Genomic DNA, 17,177 nt, shown 5'->3' with positions numbered 1-17,177 from the left:
CGCGGCCGGATGTCTGTCCGGCCGCGATACCTCAAGTTACCGGAATCCCGACAAAATGACCCAACCCACGCTGGCGCTCAGGTCCGTCTCCAAGACCTTCGGCATGACGGCCGCGCTGATCGACATGACGCTCGAGCTCTATCCCGGCGAAGTCCACGCCATTGTCGGCGAAAACGGCGCCGGCAAGTCGACCATGATCAAGATCATGACCGGCATCTACCAGCCGAGCGCCGGCCAAATCGAGATCGATGGCAAGCCGGTGACCGTTTCGGGTTCGAAGGCTGGGCGGCAGATGGGCGTGGCCGCCATCTACCAGGAACCGATGGTCTTCCCCGACCTCGACGTCACCGAGAACATCTTTATCTCGGCCACCGGCCAAGGCCTGTTTCTCAACCGCAGTACCATGCGGCGCAAGGCCGAGGCGCTGATCGCCCGCATCGGCATGACGCTCGACGTTGACCGCATCGCTTCGGGTCTGACGCTGGCCGAGCAGCAGGCCGTCGAGATCGCCCGGGCGCTGAGCCAGAATGTCCGCATCCTGATCATGGACGAGCCGACCGCGTCGCTCTCCGCACACGAGGCGAGTGAATTGCGCCGCATCGCCCGTGGTCTGGCGCGCGAAGGCGTCTCCGTTGTCTATATTTCCCACCGCCTCGAAGAGGTGTTCGAACTCGCTGACCGCGTCAGCGTCATCCGCGATGGGCGCCACATTTCGACGCGGCCGATTGCTGAGACCAATTCGAAACTGATGGTGGCCGAGATGGTCGGCCGCGAGGTCGGCAATTATTTCACCAAGATGCCGTCGACGGCGCGCGACGAAGTGCTGCTGTCGGTGAAGGATCTCGGCGTTGCCGGCGTCTTCGACAGCATCAATTTCGAGCTTCGCCGCGGCGAAATCCTCTGCATGGCCGGCCTGATCGGCGCTCGGCGCACCGATGTAGCGCTCGCGCTGTTCGGCGCGCTGAAGCTGACGGAGGGCGCGGTGCATTACAAGGGCCAGCCGCTGAAGATCACCTCGCCGCGCGATGCCATCAATGCCGGCATCGCCTATGTCTCGGAAGACCGTCGCAAGCTCGGCCTCGCCATGGCGCTGCCGATCCGCTGGAATGTGACGCTGGCGACCCTCGGCCGCTATCTCTCGCCGCTTGGCCTGATCGATACGGCGGCCGAGCGCGAGACGGCCGAACATTTCCGCAAGCTGCTCAACATCCGTACGCCCGATGTCGAGATGCGGGTCGGCATGCTCTCGGGTGGTAACCAGCAGAAGGTCATGCTGGCAAAATGGCTGAACATGAAACCCGATCTGCTGATCATCGACGAACCGACGCGCGGCATCGACGTCGGCGCCAAGGCGGAGGTGCATGACCTCATTCGCAGCTTCGTCGCCAATGGCGGCGCGGCACTGGTCGTCTCCTCCGACCTGCCGGAAGTGCTGGCGCTGGGCGACCGCATCCTCGTCATGCGCGAGGGCCAGCAGAAGGCGATCCTCGACCACAGGGATGCCGACCAGGAACAGGTCATGGCGCTTGCAACCGGCCAGAGGAGTGCGGCCTGATGCAGACCCWGCTCGACCGCATCAGTCCGCAAACACTGCGCATCCTCGTGCTCATCGGCGTGCTGATCCTGCTGCTGCTGTTCTTCTCGACGCAGATCGAGAATTATCTCAACGGCCGATTGTTCAACCGCATCTCGTCGTCCGTGGCGGTCATGGCGATCATCGCCACCGGCCAGACGCTGGTGATCCTGACGCGCAATATCGACCTTTCGGTCGGCTCGGTGGTCGGCTTCGTCGCCTTCGCCACCGGCAGCATGGTGGCCCATTTCCCGGCGATAAACCCGATCGTGCTGCTGCTCTATTCGGCGCTGCTGGGTGTCGGCTTCGGCATCATCAACGGTGTTCTGGTCGCCTATGTGCGGGTGCCGTCGATCATCGTCACGCTGGCGACCATGGCGATCTATCGCTCCACCCTGGTCGAATTCTCTGGCGGCGAATCGGTGACGACGGAGCAACTGCCGTCGTGGCTGACCGATTTCCCCAACTATCAGCTGTTTACGATCGGCGACATGCAGTTCCGTGCCGGCTTCGTCGCGGCAATCGTCGTCGTGCTGATCGCCCATCTGGCGATGACGCAGTTGAGACCCGCCCGTCAGCTTTTCGCCGTCGGCTCCAATCCCGAAGCCGCTGAAATGGCCGGCATCGATTCACAGCGGGTGGTATTCACTGCCTTTCTGCTCTCCGGACTGATGGCAGGCCTGACCGGCTTCGTGTTTCTCGCCCGGTTCGGCAACATCACCGTCGTCGCCGGTCTGGGCTTCGAACTCAATTCCATCGCCTCCGCCGTGGTCGGCGGCGTCAATATCTTTGGTGGCTCCGGCACGGTGATCGGCGCTTTCCTCGGCTCGATCCTCGTCGATCTCCTGGAAACCAGCCTGGTGCGCTGGCAGATCGTTTCCGAATTCTGGCAGGAGGCCGTGCTCGGCGCGATGATCCTGCTCTCCGTCACCGTAGACACGATCCTCAACCGCCGGATTTCGGCGTTCCGGGCCGCACGCGCCCACCGCATTGCGYTGGAAAGAAGGGCAGGTACGCCATGATCAAGCGGCTCCGCAACTGGGAAGGCTTTCTGCTTGCCGTGCTCGTCGTCATCATCGTCGTCAGCGCCACCGTCTCGCCGGAATTCCTCTCAGTCTCCAACCAGGTCGACGTCTTCCAGCTGTCGATCGAAAAGGTCATCGTCGCGCTGATGATGACCTTCATCATCATCAATGCCGAGATCGACCTGTCTGTCGGTTCTATGATGGGCCTTTCGGCCTGCGCCTTCGGCTGGCTGTTTCAGCATGGCGTCGATCCGCGCCTGGCGATCGCCATCTGCCTTGTGATCGGTGTCGTGGGCGGCGCGATCAATGGCTGGTTCATCACCTGGGTCGGCCTGCCGTCGCTGGTGGTGACGCTGGCGACATTGATCGGTTATCGCGGATTGGCTCGCGTCCTCGTCGAAGACCACGGCATCAACGACTTTCCCGGCTGGTTTGACGGTCTCGGACAAAATGGCCTGATCGGCCCGATCCCCTTCTCGCTGATCGCTTTCTTCGTGCTCTTCGTCGTGCTTTATGTCGTCCTGCAGCGCACCGGCTTCGGCCGCAAGACCTATGTCATCGGCTCGAACCGAGACGTGGCGGAGTTCGCCGGCATCAATACTATCAGGCACAAGATGATCCTGTTCATCGGCTCTGGCCTGATCTCGGCCTTTGCCGGCCTGCTCTATGCGGCGCGGGTGGGGGCGGTGCGCGGCGATGTCGCCTTCGGCTTCGAGCTCGACATCATCACCATCGTGCTTCTCGGCGGCGTCTCGATCTTCGGCGGCAAGGGCACCTTGATCGGAACGGGCCTTTCCATCCTGATCGTGCTCAATCTGCGCAACGGCATGGCGCTCGCCAATGTCACCGGCCATATCCAGACCGGCGTGATCGGCATTCTCCTCATTGCATCGGTGATCGCGCCGCGCTTCAAGTTTGGTCGGCATGCGCAGATGAAAGCGGAGACGAGCTCATGAGCCCACCCTTCACCGAAAAAGGTTTCGAGATCCCGATCGTGCGCGAATCCGTGGCGGAAATCGTCGTCCGTCGCATCCTCGACATGGTCAAGGCGGGTGTGCTGAAGCCCGGGGATGCGCTGCCGCCGGAGCGTGATCTTGCGGTCTCGCTCAATGTGTCGCGGCCCTCGGTGCGCGAAGCCATGCGTGGGCTCACGGTGCTGGGCGTCGTCAGGACGCGTCAGGGCGGCGGCGCCTTCATCAGCGACCTCAGCCCCAACACGCTACTCGGACCGATCCAGTTCTACCTGCAGCTCGAACAGACCAATGTCAGCGAACTCTATGACGTGCGCAGCCTGATCGAATCCGACGTGGCGCGCCGCGCCGCGCTAAATATGGACGAGGCTTCGCTTGTGGCGCTCGAAGCCAGCCTCAAGCGACAGCAGGACACGATCAACGATCCGCTCGCCTTCCGCAACGCCGATTTCGAATTCCATGAGCTGATCTGGGCCGGTTGCGGCAATGCCGTGCTCAAGCGCATCGGCGAAAGCCTCAACGTGCTCGGTCTCGAATTCCGCAAGCGGGCATCGGAGACTCCGGGCGTGCTGCAGCAGTCGCTGCGCGATCACCATGCCTTGTTCGAGGCATTGAAGGCGCGCGACCCCGAGGCGGCAGCGCGCGCCGCCGATACACATATGCGCAACGTCTATCAATCGACGATCAAGCAGGGCAACAAGGCGGAGGAAAGCTGATGGCTGCGCGGATCGGCCTCGTCGGCGTCGGCTGGTGGGCGACCATCAACCATGTGCCTGTCATCAGGAACAAGACGGATGCCGAGATCGTCGGCCTTTGCGATCTGGATCGCGGCCGCGTCGACACGGTGGGCGACCAGTTCGGCATTGCCGGACGCTATGCCGATCTCTCGGCCATGCTGGCGACTGAGAAGCTGGACGGCCTGATCGTCTCGACGCCGCATGTTGCCCATACCGAGCCGACGATCGCCGGCCTTGCCGCCGGTGCTCATGTGCTGGTCGAAAAGCCGATGGCGACACGCGCCGAAGACGCCTGGGCGATCGCCGCCGCGGCTCAGAAATATGGCCGGCAGGTCATGGTGCCGACGGCCATGAGTTTCACCCCTTTCACCGAGCGCGCTGCAGCGGCGGTACGCGAGGGACGGATCGGCACCGTGCGGCATGTCGTCTGCCAGATGGGTTCGGCGCTGGAGGACCTGTTTGCCGGTGCGCCGATGCTGGAGACCAAGGATCACACCTTCCGCCCGCCAGCCTCCACCTGGGCCGACCCGGCGCGTGCCGGCGGCTATGGCTGGGGCCAGCTGTCGCATGCACTGGGCTGGCTGGTGCATGTCGCCGATATCAGGTTCGATTCCATCTACTGCCTGGACGGCAAATCGCCGAGCGGTGTCGACTATTATGACGCTGCCGTTGGCCGCACCACCAATGGCGCGACGGTGTCGCTCTCCGGCGCCTCGACGGTGCCAAAGCAGCGCGGCCTGCATTTCGATATCCGCATCTACGGCTCCGAAGGCATGATCTTCTTCGCCAGTGAAAGCGGCAAAGGCCGGCTCGACATCAGCCGTCTCGACGGCCAGGAGGAGAGCGTGCCGTTCGCTGCCGGCGATGCGGATTATAACGGCGCTCTGCCTGTCCTGCGCTTTGCCGAGCTTTGCGCCGGCAAGCCGGTCTCAAATCCGGCTGATGCGATGGTCGGTGCGCGGGTGACTGATGCGCTGGACGCCATGTACCGCTCTGCCAGGTCCGGCAAAGCCGAAGGCACCGGGGTCTAGAGCGTGTCGCATCTATTTGGAGCCATTCTGCCGGGACGGATTTTCATCAGGACCAAGGCGATGGCCGAACGGCAGTACACAGATGTACCGTCGAGGCCATCGCCGCAGGAACTGGCGGAAAGACGCCCGGCCCGGAGGGTTCGCTGAAGCGGGCCGCCTGTTGGGCCAGCCGGCTTGGCCGTGCGTCATTGTACGACGCGCGCCTGCCGGCCCAACAGACGACCCGCTTGAGCCAACAGAATGGCTCCAAATAGATGCGACACGCTCTAGCATCAGGAAGGAGGATTGAGATGACCGCCTATGCATGGGTTCTCGAAGTGCGGTCCGGATATGAGGACGAATACAAGAAGCGTCACGACGAGATCTGGCCGGACATGCTGGACGCACTCCGAGCCGCCGGCGTCCGCAACTACAACATTTTCCGCCACGGCCTGACCCTTTTCGGCTTCTTCGAGACCGACGACCTCAAGGCGTCGCAGCAAAAACTCGCCGTCGATCCGATCAATGCCCGCTGGGGTGAATGGATGGCGCCGCTGATGAAGATCGACGTCGATCCGACGACGCAATTTCCCTATCTGCTGCCAAAGCAGTTCTTCATGGAATAGATCGGCGGCCTTTACCGCCGATGACAGTATTTACTGGTAATGCGATCCTGCATAGCTGCGATGCAGCATTGCCGCTTGTCGAATGTGCGTCGCAGCATTATCTTCCTGGTCATCGGAGCCGATCTCCTCCTCCCAGCCGGTGGTCACCTTTTTGGAAAGCCCGGTGCATCTCTGATGCGCCGGGTTTTCTGTATCTGCTCCATCCCAATCTTCCCGATCCGTCCCGTTCAGCACCCGTTGCGGCAATCCCTTGACCGGGATTGGCCGGCGTTTTTCCGCGCTTTAACGGATTCCACTTGACATGTAACCTTTTGGTTCCCTATCATGGAGCTATGAATGACGACGCTGTTTTTCGAGCTCTGGCCGACCGCAGCCGCCGGCTTCTGCTGGACCGCCTGTTCGAGCGGAACGGCCAGACGCTAGGCGAACTTTGCGACGGTCTCGACATGACGCGGCAGGCGGTCGCCAAGCATCTGGCGATCCTGGAAGAGGCCAATCTCGTGTCATGGCAGCGCCAGAGCCGCGAAAAACTGCATTACATCAATCCCGTTCCGATCAACGAGATCGCCGAGCGCTGGATCAATAAATTCGAGCGCCGCCAGTTGGATGCTTTATCCGAGCTGAAGGCAGCACTGGAAAGCACTGAGAGACCCGCAACCGATGTGACGGAGTAACAGCCATGGCCGGCGACAAATTTGCCTATGTCACCTTCATCCGCACCACGCCCGAAGCGCTCTGGGAAGCGCTGACCAAGCCGGAATTCACCCGCAAATACTGGTTCGGCGTCGTCATGGATTCGGAATGGAAGGTCGGCTCTCCCTGGAAGATGCTCTATCCGGATGGTACGATTACCGACAAGGGCGAGATCCTCGAATATGACCCGCCGAAGCGCATCGTCATCCGCTGGCAGAACGAGTTCCGGCCGGAGCTGAAGGCAGAGGGTTTTTCGCGCTGTGTGATCGAGGTCGAACCGGTCGCCAATGCCGTTAAACTGTCGGTCACGCATATGATCGATGTCGAGGACTCCAAGCTCATCACCGCCGTGTCGGGCGGCTGGCCGAAGATCCTGTCCAACCTCAAGTCGCTGCTCGAAACCGGGGATGTGGTGCTGACCTGATCGTTGGAAGGCCGGCCGGCGAGCAAGAAAAGCCGGTTGCATGCTCCGGCTATGCGGCAGTCAAAAAATTTTCGACCGGATGTCGAAATCGAGGTTGCCGCAGCGTCTTTAAGCCGAGCCGGGAGGGAAGGGGCCGCGTTTCGGCCCTGTTGCCGGTGCCAAGGAGGAAGAAATGATGAATGCACATTATCGTTGGGTGATGGTGGCGGTAGGCGGTCTTCTAGGCTGCATCGCCATCGGCGCCATGTTCTCCCTGCCCGTGTTCCTCAGGCCGATCGCCAAGGAGACGGAATGGTCCGTGACCGGCATTTCGAGCGCGATGACCATCGGCTTCCTCGCCATGGCTTTCGCCAGCATGGTCTGGGGCGGCCTCTCCGATAAATGGGGTCCACGCCCCATCGTTTTGACGGGCTCCGTTCTCATGGCGGTGAGCCTTGCGCTGGCGAGCCTGACGACATCGCTTCTGGTTTTCCAACTGGTCTTCGGACTGCTGATGGGTGTTGCGGCGGCTGCCGTGCTGGTGCCGATGATGGCCTCGGTGACCGGCTGGTTCGATGCGCATCGCAGTCTTGCCGTGTCGCTCGTTTCGGCCGGCATCGGCGTGGCGCCGATGACTATGTCGCCCTTCGCCGCCTGGCTGATCACCCATCACGATTGGCGCACCTCGATGCAGGTGATCGCCCTCGTCGTTGCCGTCGTGATGATCCCGCTGTCCTTCCTGGTCCGCCGACCGCCGGCGCTCGAAGCCGGCGCCGCCCCGGCCGAAGAGCATCCGCATGAATCGATGTCCTTGGAGCAGGCGCTGAAATCGCCGCAGTTCATCGTCCTGGTTCTGACGAATTTCTTCTGCTGCGCCACCCATTCCGGCCCGATTTTCCATACCGTCAGCTATGCCATCACCTGTGGCATTCCGATGATGGCGGCGGTGTCTATCTATAGCATCGAAGGCCTGGCGGGCATGGGCGGCCGTATTGTCTTCGGTCTTTTGGGCGACAGGTTCGGTGCCAAGAATATTCTGGTGCTCGGCTTGCTGACGCAGGCTTTTGGCGCGCTTGGCTATCTACTTGCGAATGGCCTGTTCGGCTTCTATGCCGCAGCGGCCCTGTTCGGCTTCATCTATGCCGGCGTGATGCCGCTCTATGCCGTGATCGCCCGCGAAAACTTTCCGCTGAGGATGATGGGCACGGTGATCGGCGGCACGTCGATGGCCGGCAGCCTCGGCATGGCGCTGGGACCGGTCGCCGGCGGCCTGATCTACGACACGACGGCAAGCTATACCTGGCTCTATGTCGGCTCCTGGGCCATGGGCCTTGGCGCGTTCTTGATCGCCATGCTGTTCAAGCCGATCCCGAAGCCGCTACAGGCTGCCGCTACCGCCTGATTTGCCCGAAAATGAGCGCCGGCGATGATTATCGAGCCGGCGCCCAAGCATTCAATATCAGACGTGTCTGCTTTTCCGCTTCTCAGTTGATCCGCTTGCCGGCTTTGTCGAACAGGCAGATGCGCTCGACCTGCGGCAAAAGCCGGATCGTCTCGTCGGGTTGAATGTTGAGCCGCTCGCGGAACATGGCCACGACCGTCTGGTTGCCGATGGTCGCCGTCACTTGCGTCTCCGGCCCGAGCGGCTCGACCACGACGACAGTAGCCGGAATGCCCGATCCATTCGCCGTCATGGAGAAATATTCCGGGCGGATGCCGTAAACCACTTCGGCGCCCGCCGCCGCGTTGAGGCTCTGTGGCAGGGGCAGCGCTGCATCGCCCGAAAGCCGGAATATCGGCTGGCCGTCCACCGCCTCGATCCGGCCCTTCAGCATGTTCATCGACGGCGAACCGATGAATTCCGCCACGAACATGCTCTGTGGATTGTCGTAGAGATCGAGCGGCCTGCCGATCTGCTCGATATTGCCGGCATTCATCACGACGATCCGGTCGGCCATGGTCATAGCTTCGACCTGGTCGTGGGTGACATAGACCGTGGTGGTGGCAAGCCTCCGATGCAGGCTCTTGATCTCGGCGCGCATGGCGACGCGCAGCTTGGCGTCGAGGTTGGAAAGCGGCTCGTCGAACAGGAAGACCTGTGCCTTCCGGACGATCGACCGGCCCATGGCGACGCGCTGCCGCTGGCCGCCGGAGAGCTGACGCGGATAACGGCTGAGCAGGTCCGTCAGGCCGAGAATCTGCGCCGCTTCCGCGACCCGCTTCTGCTTCTCTTCCTTCGGCGCGCCGGCAAGCGTCAGCGAAAAGGCCATGTTCTCCGCCACCGTCATATGCGGATATAGCGCATAGGACTGGAAGACCATGGAAATGTCGCGTTCCTTCGGCGGCAGGTCGTTGACCACCCGGCCGCCGATGCTGATCGTGCCGCCGGTGATCGTCTCGAGCCCGGCGATCATCCTGAGCAATGTCGACTTGCCGCAACCCGACGGGCCGACCAGCACGACGAATTCGCCGTCGGCAATATCGACGGAGACGCCATGCAGTATCTCCGTCTGGCCATAGGACTTGCGGGCCTTGTCGATCGTCACCGTCGCCATCAGGCTGCTCCGACACGGATTTCGTTGGACGACAATGCGCCTTCATGCACCAGCAGGCCGACCCCGCCGTCTTCAAACGCTTCCGCGTCATTGTCGGTAACCGAAAGCGAGACCCCATCGGCGCTGAAGCTGATCGTATCGCCCTTGGCGCTGACGCGCATCGAGATCGTCTTCTCGAACTCGGTCTTGAACGCGGTCTCGGCCAGCACCTTGGTGTCTTCATCGCGGACGCGGACGATCTGCATCTTGCCGTCGCGGGTAACGCGGGCGCCGTAATAGCGCTTCAGTCCCTGGGCGCGGATGGCGAAGCCGCCATAATTGCCGAGATGCAGCATGACATCGCCGGAGGCCTGATAGTCGGTCCATTGGCGGGTGCCGTGGATGATGATGCCTTCGCCGCTGTTCTGCGCGATACGGAAGGCCTGCGGAAAGCGCTTGGAGAAGAAGCTCGCGCCATTGACCCAGGACATCCGCCAGAAGTCGCCGTCGCCGGCCGGCCTCTTCAGCGTCAGCGCCGGCACGCCATCCCAGCGCAGATAATCGACCAGCAGGCAGCCATCGGCGCGCTTGCCTGTGCAGCTGATCGCAAGGCCGATTTCGGCGATCGGCTGACCGCCCATGTCCGGCAGTGTCCAGGACAAAGTCGCCTCCTTGCCCGGCTCGACCAGCACCGACGCGCCGTCGATGTCCCGCAGCTGATCGTGCTCATCATAGACGCGAATGCGCAGCCGCACCGCGACGTCGCCCTTGTTGGCGGCACCGGCAACGACATGCGCCTGGGCGATCTGGCCGGGATAGACCAGCGGTGTCGCCATCAGGTCATAGGTGCGCATGTCGAGCATTTCGCGCGGCGAGAAGGTCGGGCTGGTAACGGAGGCGATTTGCGCCGGACCGAGGGCTTCGTAGTCGATCGCCAGTGCCCGGCCGCCTTGGAACTCGGCATTGCCGACGCGGACGACACGGCTGACGTCGAGCCCTTCCTGCGGCCGGAAACCCTGCTGGCTGCCCGGCAGCGAGAAATGAAACTGGGCGCCATTTTTCGGCGCATCCAGCGCTTGGCCGCCGGCCAGCCGCAGGCCGAGATTGGTGAGGAAATAGGCCTGACGCACCGCATCGTTGATCGAATTGCCGCCATCGGCCGACGAGATCAGCATGCGGTCGGCGATCGGGCCGCGCCAGTCCGGACCTTCATCGAGACCTTCGAGGCCATTCATGATGCCGAGCAGGCAGCCGACATTGCCGGCATTGCAATCCGTGTCCCAACCGGACGTGTTGACGATCATCTGCGCCTTCTGGAAGTCATGCGGCGCATAGAGCACGGCCATGACCATCAGCGCATGGTTGGGCACGACGTGGCAATTGCCCGGATATTTGTCATAGCCATATTTGTCCTGGATTTTTTGCCGCGTATCGCGCCAATCCGAACTGGCCTTGTGCCAGGCGCGGATGTCGGCGATCAGCCTGGCAATCAGGCTATCGCTCGGAATCTGCTTCAGGCCGATATCGAGCAGATGGTCGATATCGGCCGAGCCGAAGGCTTCGGCTTCCATCGCCGCCCAGAGCATGGCGGCATAGACCGATTCGCCGTCATGGCTGACCTTGCCCGCCTGTTCGGCGAGTTTGGCGGCCAGTTCCGGCTGGCGCGGCGCCACCATCGCCCAGCCGTCGATGAAGATCTGCGCGCCAATCTGTTCGGCCACAGCCTGCCCATTGGTGGCGATCGAGCCGGAATGGGGGGCGGGCACGCCCTTCTTGAGGTTGAGCCAGGCGGTGTGTTCGGTCGAATTGCCGTTGCCGCCCCACCAGAGGATCGCCCGTTCCTCGACGATATAATTCAGCCAGGCCTTGCCGATTTCCTCGGCCGAAAGGTTCGCCTTGATGCCATAATCTTCGAGCGCACGCACAAAGGTGAAGGTGCCGGCAACGTCGTCATCGGTGACCACCAGCGGCTGATTGAGGCGCTCATGCACGTAATATTCGATCGGGCCGAGCTCCTCCATGATCTTCTGATAGGTCCAGCCTTCAAAAGGACGGCCGAGATAGACGCCGACCAGTTTGCCCAGCACGCCGGCATAGACACGTTCGAGATAGTCGTTCGGAAGCTGCATTGCGGATCACTCCATATGTAAAATTTCGAAAAGATCAGCCCTTCACCGAGCCGCCGGCCATGCCTTCGATGAAACGTCTCTGCATGAAGACGAAGAGCACGACGACGGGGACGACGATGATAAGGGCGGCGGCCATGATCTCACCCCAGTCGGAGCTGTACTGGCCGGATAGAAGGTAGAAGGCGATGACGGCGGTGGTGTTCTCCGCCTTCTGCAGGAAGGTCGTGGCGATCAGGAACTCGTTCCAGGAATTGAGCCCGATGATCAGTGCCACAGTGAGGATGCCGGGCGAGACGATCGGCAGCATCACCCGCCAGAACACTTGCCAATGGGTGGCGCCATCGACGATCGCCGCCTCTTCGAGTTCCTTCGGCACGGCAAGAAAATAGGTCCGGAGCAGCATCACCGCGAAGGGGCTGTAAAGCGCCGTGTAGATCAGTGCTACGCCGAAGACGTTGTTGATCAGGCCGAGCTTGGCAAAGCCGAAATAGAGCGGGAAGAGATAGAGCTGCACCGGTGCCGTCGTGGTCGCCAGCAGGTAGAAGGTGAACACCTTCCACGACGCGATTTTCTTGCGCGCCAGCACATAGGCCGACAGCGAAGAGGTGGCGCAGACAAGCACGATGGTCGTGGCGCTGATAATGACCGAATTGATGAAGGTTCTTGAGAATTTCGCATCGTGCCAGGCATGCGAGAAATTCTCCCACCGGATCGGGTTCGGCAGGGCGAGCGGCGCCTGCACGATCTGCGCCGCCGGCTTCAGCGAATTGAGGATCAGCAGCGCGATCGGAAACAGCGCGATGAAGGCGAACAGCCCGAGGAAGAAATAGGAAATTGCCAGCGTGGCGCGGCTTTCGACCAGTCTCATTGGTCGCCCTCCTTGGTCGAGATGCGGACGTAGAAGAAGGTGCCGATAAGGCCGAAAATGCTGATCACCAGCGCTGCCGCGGCTGCCTGACCGACGTCGAGATCGTAGAAGGCATGGCGATAGGCAAGCGTGGAAAGCATCTCGCTCGAATAGGCCGGCCCACCCTGTGTCAGGATGTAGACGAAGTCGAAGGCCAGGAAGGACCAGATGACCGTCATGATCATCATCAGCGTGATCGTTGGGCGAATGCCGGGTAGAAGCACATAGCGCATCATCTGCCAGTAGGTGGCGCCTTCCAACCGTGCCGCCTCGATCTGCTCCTGCGGCACCTGGCGAAGGGCGGCGAAGAAGATCACGCAGAGAAAACCCCACCAGTGCCAGAGGTCGACGGTTGCGACGCCAAACAGCGACATCGAGGGATAGGCAAGCGGGTTGGGAATGGGCATGCCGAACTTCTTCAGCACCGCGAATATGCCGGTGGCCGGGCTATAGATCATCCCTTGCCAGACACGCGCAGTGATGACGGTGGCGATCACCACCGGCAGGAAATAGACGACCTGGAAGAAATTACTGCCGCGCCGCACGATCAGCAGCATCGAGGCAGCGAACAGGCCCATAGCGATCGGCACGATCAGGAAAATGACCGTCCAGATAATGTTGTTTTCGAGTGCGACCCAGAAGACCGGATCGTTCCAGAGATTGCTGAAATTGTCGAGGCCGGCAAAGGTCGGCGTCGAAATGCCGTCCCAATGATAGAAGGCGAGCAGCACGGTCAGCAGCGCCGGAATCAGCACGATGGCGACGTTGATGATCATCGTGGGCACAAGATAGAGGCGGTGCATGGGTTCTCCTCCGAGGCAGACTATGCGTGCTGGACAAAGACCCCTCCCCAACCCCTCCCCACAAGGGAGAGGGGCTTAACCCGGCCGCACCGCCTGTGCCGCAATTGAGGCAAGGAGAGTGCCACGAGTCTTCTCCCCCCTTGTGGGGGAGATGGCCGGCAGGCCAGAGAGGGTTCTTACGCCGTGCGCTTGCCCGACTGTTCAGCTTCTCAAGCCCGCGGCGGAATAGCCGGAGCCTTGCCGGCGTCCTTTTCCTGCTTGAATGTATCGTCGAGCTTTTTCAGGTAATCGGCGGTCTTGATCTTCTTCAGCCAGACCTCTTCGATGCCGCTGATCATGTAGGTGTCGGTGGCCGGCGGCAGGAAGGTCCAGCTCGTATAGCCATAATTGCCGGCGCCGACGGCGGCGGACAGGTTCTTCATCGCTTCGGTATAGAGCGGGATCACCTTGTCGGAGAGTTTCACCTGCGACAGGTCCTTGAGCGGCATGTTCCACTCGCCCTGCCAGGCCGAATTCATCTTGCTGTAGAAATCCGGCTTGAACATATAATCGAGCACGGCTGCGGCGCCGTCGGGATTTTCCGACTTGGCGTTGACCGAAATTGTCGAACCGATGCCGAGCGGGAAGACAGGAGCGCCCTTGGCGCTGGGGAAGCCGACAAAGCCCGGCTCGGCATTGTTCTGCGGGAAATAGGTCTGGACGTTGGTAAAGCTCCAGGTGCCGGTCGGCGACATGCCTGCCTGTCCGGTGGCAATCTGGGCGAAGGATTGTTCCAGCGTCAGCGAGAAATAGTTTTCGCCGTAGTAGCCCTTGTCCCACCACTCTGCCAGCTTGTCGATCGCGGTGACGAAGGCCGGATCGGTCCACGGGATGGCGCCGGTCAGTGCCTTGTAGACCATGTCCGGGCCGGCGATCGAGTTGATCGCGATCGAGACATGCCATTCATTGGCGCCGCGCCAGTCGGCATTGCTGGCGCCGAACGGCACCAAGCCCTTGGCCTTCATCTCATCGGCGAGCTTTTCCAGTTCTTCGATCGTGGTCGGAGCTTTCCAGCCGTTCTTCGCAAACAGCGTCTTGTTGTAGAACAGACCGAGCGTTTCATAGGTCTTGGCCAGCGCATACAGCTTGCCGTTATATCTGCCGAGATCGAGGAAGATCGGCAGCATGCTGTCGTTCCAGCCGTATTTCTTGGCATAGTCGTCAAGCGGCAGAAGCTGGCCCGCCTGGGCCATGGACGCGACATAGCTCGGTCCGGCGGTGAAAACGATATCGGGTCCGGTGCCGGCGAGCATGGCGACGCGCAGCTGCTTGTCGAGGTCAGAGCCGCGGAAATCGATGCTCAGCGAATAGTCCGGATGCGCCGCGTTGAACGGATCGACCAGGAGATTCTTGAGGTTATCCTGATTTTCGGGCGAAGCGGATTCATACCAGAAGCCGATCGGCTTCTGATCGGCGGCGAAGGCGAAGCGTGGCAGAAGCGGCAGGCTGGCCAGACCAAGTCCGGCTTTCAATACAGTACGGCGTTGCATGTTTTCCTCCTCCAGGTTTGCCTCAGGTGGCCCGGGTCGAGCCCCTTTGGATCAATTCGAACGGCATTTCGAGCGCAGTTCCCGCGCCGGTCCTCAGCCCGCGCAAGCGCTCCATCAGGGTTTCTGCGGCGCGCTCACCCATTTTCCACTGGAACTGCGCCACGGTCGTCAGCGGCGGCGTCACCAGCTTGGCGGCCGAGATGTCGTCGAAGCCGACGACGGCGATATCGCGCGGAATGTCGATGGCGCGGTCGCGCAGCGTCTGCATGACGCCGATCGCCATCAGGTCGTTGGCAGCGAAGATGGCCGTCGGTTTGAACGCGCTCGACAGAATGGTTTCCGCGGCGCGAGTTCCGCCGATCTCCGAAAATTCCTCGTCGATGGCGACGTGTTCTTCCAGGCCCGCCTTGGCAAGTGCGGCGCGATAGCCGTCGATGCGCGTCGCCTGCGGCCCGCGCCGGCCGGCGACCATGGCAATGCGGCGGTGGCCTTGGTCGATCAGGTATTCCGTCACGGCCAGCGCCGCGGCTCGGCTATCGACGAAAATATCATCGACCGGAATATCGCCGCCGCGCTTCTTGGACGATTCGATCCGCACCACTGGCACGCCGGCCTCGACAAGCGGCGTGAAATCGGTTGCTCTTAGCGTAAAGAACACGCCGATGACCCCATCGACACGGCCCTGTCGCGCCCAATCGAGGAAATGGCGCTCGCGTTCCGGCGCGCCATCGGTGTTGACGGCGATGACATCGTAGCTCAGCCCATCGGCGACCGATTGGATGCCGCGGATCAGCGACGGATAGAAGGGGTTGGTGATGTCAGGCACGATGCAGGCAATCGTCATCGACCGATTGGTCTTCAGCGCCTGCGCGAAGCGGTTGGGCACATAACCGAGGTCCTTGGCCGCCTTGGTGATCTTCTCCCAGGTCTCTGCCGGGATCGACCCGCCACCGCCGCTCAGCACCATGGACACGGTCGCCTGGGAAACCCCGGCGGCTCGAGCCACATCCTTTTGCGTTGCACGTGTATTGACCATGATGGAATTACTTATACGTATTAGTGATACGTATCAATAGATTTCTCGGGGCGGCTATGTCAAGTGCTATCTCCCGATCGTGTACGCAGCGTTGTCTGGACAATGCCTGTTTCGAGACGTGAAAGTGTGCGAAGAAGGCGCCTAAGTTCAATTCAATGCGTGTGCATACTCATGAAAAAAATCGGCTTTCTCTCCTTCGGCCACTGGAACCCCTCGCCGCAATCCGGCACACGCTCAGGCGGCGATGCACTGCTGCAATCCATCGATCTCGCCGTTGCCGCCGAAGAACTCGGGGCGGATGGCGCCTATTTTCGCGTCCATCACTTTGCCCGGCAGCTCGGCTCGCCGTTTCCGCTGCTCGCTGCGGTCGGCGCCCGGACCAAACGCATCGAGATCGGCACGGCGGTCATCGATATGCGCTACGAAAACCCGCTCTACATGGCCGAGGATGCCGGTGCGGCCGACCTGATCGCCGGCGGACGGCTGCAGCTCGGCATCAGCCGCGGTTCGCCGGAGCAGGTGATCGATGGCTGGCGTTATTTCGGCTATGAGCCGCCGGAGGGCCAGTCCGATGCCGATATGGCCCGGCATCATGCCGAAGTCTTCCTCGACGTACTGCGCGGCGAAGGTTTTGCCCAACCCAATCCGCGGCCGATGTTTCCCAATCCGCCCGGCATGCTACGCCTTGAGCCCTATTCCGAGGGTCTGCGCGAACGCATCTGGTGGGGTGCGGCCTCGAACGCCACAGCTGTTTGGGCGGCCAAGCTCGGGATGAACCTGCAGAGTTCGACGCTCAAGGAAGACGAGGGCGGCGAGGCCTTCCACGTCCAGCAGGCCGTCCAGATTCGCGCCTATCGCGAGGCATGGAAAGAAGCCGGACATACGCGTGAACCGCGTGTCTCGGTCAGCCGCAGCATTTTCGCCCTGGTCAACGACATGGACCGCGCCTATTTCGGCCGCGAGGGTGACGACGAGGACAAGATCGGCTTCATCGACGCCAATATGCGGGCGATCTTCGRCCGCAGCTACGCCGCCGAACCGGACGCGTTGATCGAGCAGCTCAAGCAGGACGAAGGAATTGCCGAGGCCGACACGCTGCTTCTCACCGTGCCCAACCAGCTTGGCGTCGCCTACAACGCCCATGTCATTGAATCGATCCTGAAATACGTCGCCCCGGCGCTGGGCTGGCGCTGAGACGGCG

General features: G+C 61.7%; 17 protein-coding genes. 10 read left to right on the top strand and 7 right to left on the bottom strand.

Features of this window, described 5'->3' with window-relative positions:
• The first annotated feature begins 55 nt into the window (after nucleotides 1-55).
• The 6 genes from AC1D06_RS09755 to AC1D06_RS09730 all read left to right on the top strand — a co-directional run bounded on the left by AC1D06_RS09755 (nucleotide 56) and on the right by AC1D06_RS09730 (nucleotide 5,942).
• Nucleotides 56-1,555, top strand: a complete 1,500-nt coding sequence (locus tag AC1D06_RS09755; protein WP_477986061.1) for a sugar ABC transporter ATP-binding protein — start codon at nucleotides 56-58, stop codon at nucleotides 1,553-1,555.
• Complete coding sequence (locus AC1D06_RS09750) at nucleotides 1,555-2,595, top strand: ABC transporter permease (protein ID WP_477986060.1); 1,041 nt, start codon at nucleotides 1,555-1,557, stop codon at nucleotides 2,593-2,595. The genes AC1D06_RS09755 and AC1D06_RS09750 overlap by 1 nt, the downstream gene beginning before the upstream one ends.
• On the top strand, nucleotides 2,592-3,554 hold the full coding sequence (locus tag AC1D06_RS09745) for an ABC transporter permease (protein ID WP_477986059.1): 963 nt from the start codon (nucleotides 2,592-2,594) through the stop codon (nucleotides 3,552-3,554). The genes AC1D06_RS09750 and AC1D06_RS09745 overlap by 4 nt, the downstream gene beginning before the upstream one ends.
• A complete protein-coding gene (locus AC1D06_RS09740) occupies nucleotides 3,551-4,285 on the top strand; it encodes a FadR/GntR family transcriptional regulator (protein WP_477986058.1) in 735 nt (244 codons plus the stop codon). The genes AC1D06_RS09745 and AC1D06_RS09740 overlap by 4 nt, the downstream gene beginning before the upstream one ends.
• Nucleotides 4,285-5,337 carry a Gfo/Idh/MocA family protein gene (locus AC1D06_RS09735; protein ID WP_477986057.1) on the top strand — a complete coding sequence of 351 codons (1,053 nt, stop codon included), beginning with the start codon at nucleotides 4,285-4,287 and terminating at the stop codon, nucleotides 5,335-5,337. Before AC1D06_RS09740 ends, AC1D06_RS09735 begins: the two co-directional genes overlap by 1 nt.
• Before the next feature lie 290 nt (nucleotides 5,338-5,627).
• The gene (locus AC1D06_RS09730) at nucleotides 5,628-5,942 is read left to right on the top strand and encodes an L-rhamnose mutarotase (protein ID WP_477986056.1); all 315 of its coding nucleotides are present in this window, start codon (nucleotides 5,628-5,630) and stop codon (nucleotides 5,940-5,942) included.
• A 30-nt stretch (nucleotides 5,943-5,972) separates the two neighbouring features.
• On the opposite strand, the gene AC1D06_RS09725 is transcribed toward AC1D06_RS09730, so the two are convergent.
• Nucleotides 5,973-6,188, bottom strand: a complete 216-nt coding sequence (locus tag AC1D06_RS09725) for a hypothetical protein (RefSeq protein ID WP_477986055.1) — start codon at nucleotides 6,186-6,188, stop codon at nucleotides 5,973-5,975.
• An 86-nt stretch (nucleotides 6,189-6,274) separates the two neighbouring features.
• Between AC1D06_RS09725 and AC1D06_RS09720 the strand changes: the two genes are divergently transcribed.
• From AC1D06_RS09720 to AC1D06_RS09710, 3 genes are all read left to right on the top strand, one after another.
• Nucleotides 6,275-6,616 (top strand): ArsR/SmtB family transcription factor, encoded by a 342-nt coding sequence (locus AC1D06_RS09720; RefSeq protein ID WP_477986054.1) that lies wholly within the window; start codon nucleotides 6,275-6,277, stop codon nucleotides 6,614-6,616.
• A 5-nt stretch (nucleotides 6,617-6,621) separates the two neighbouring features.
• A complete protein-coding gene (locus AC1D06_RS09715; protein WP_477986053.1) occupies nucleotides 6,622-7,059 on the top strand; it encodes an SRPBCC family protein in 438 nt (145 codons plus the stop codon).
• 172 nt (nucleotides 7,060-7,231) lie between these two features.
• The gene (locus AC1D06_RS09710) at nucleotides 7,232-8,440 is read left to right on the top strand and encodes an MFS transporter (protein WP_477986052.1); all 1,209 of its coding nucleotides are present in this window, start codon (nucleotides 7,232-7,234) and stop codon (nucleotides 8,438-8,440) included.
• Nucleotides 8,441-8,522: 82 nt separating this feature from the next.
• On the opposite strand, the gene AC1D06_RS09705 is transcribed toward AC1D06_RS09710, so the two are convergent.
• From AC1D06_RS09705 to AC1D06_RS09680, 6 genes are all read right to left on the bottom strand, one after another.
• Entirely contained in the window at nucleotides 8,523-9,593 is a 1,071-nt protein-coding gene (locus AC1D06_RS09705; RefSeq protein WP_477986051.1) for an ABC transporter ATP-binding protein, read from the bottom strand.
• Nucleotides 9,593-11,701, bottom strand: coding sequence for an ADP-ribosylglycohydrolase family protein (locus AC1D06_RS09700; protein ID WP_477986050.1), 2,109 nt, complete (start codon nucleotides 11,699-11,701; stop codon nucleotides 9,593-9,595). Before AC1D06_RS09700 ends, AC1D06_RS09705 begins: the two co-directional genes overlap by 1 nt.
• A gap of 34 nt (nucleotides 11,702-11,735) precedes the next feature.
• Nucleotides 11,736-12,569: a carbohydrate ABC transporter permease gene (locus tag AC1D06_RS09695; protein WP_477876046.1), complete on the bottom strand. Its 834-nt coding sequence runs from the start codon at nucleotides 12,567-12,569 to the stop codon at nucleotides 11,736-11,738.
• Nucleotides 12,566-13,411, bottom strand: coding sequence for a carbohydrate ABC transporter permease (locus AC1D06_RS09690; RefSeq protein WP_477986049.1), 846 nt, complete (start codon nucleotides 13,409-13,411; stop codon nucleotides 12,566-12,568). Before AC1D06_RS09690 ends, AC1D06_RS09695 begins: the two co-directional genes overlap by 4 nt.
• A gap of 209 nt (nucleotides 13,412-13,620) precedes the next feature.
• Nucleotides 13,621-14,940, bottom strand: coding sequence for an ABC transporter substrate-binding protein (locus AC1D06_RS09685; protein ID WP_477986048.1), 1,320 nt, complete (start codon nucleotides 14,938-14,940; stop codon nucleotides 13,621-13,623).
• Between the two features lie 22 nt (nucleotides 14,941-14,962).
• The gene (locus AC1D06_RS09680) at nucleotides 14,963-15,976 is read right to left on the bottom strand and encodes a LacI family DNA-binding transcriptional regulator (protein WP_477986047.1); all 1,014 of its coding nucleotides are present in this window, start codon (nucleotides 15,974-15,976) and stop codon (nucleotides 14,963-14,965) included.
• A gap of 171 nt (nucleotides 15,977-16,147) precedes the next feature.
• On the opposite strand from AC1D06_RS09680, the gene AC1D06_RS09675 reads away from it, so the two are divergent.
• Nucleotides 16,148-17,170 (top strand): LLM class flavin-dependent oxidoreductase, encoded by a 1,023-nt coding sequence (locus tag AC1D06_RS09675; protein WP_477876042.1) that lies wholly within the window; start codon nucleotides 16,148-16,150, stop codon nucleotides 17,168-17,170.
• The last annotated feature ends 7 nt before the right edge of the window (nucleotides 17,171-17,177 follow it).

It is taken from the genome of Rhizobium sp. P2_G2 (assembly GCF_056403555.1).
This window is presented reverse-complemented; position numbering and strand designations above follow the sequence as displayed.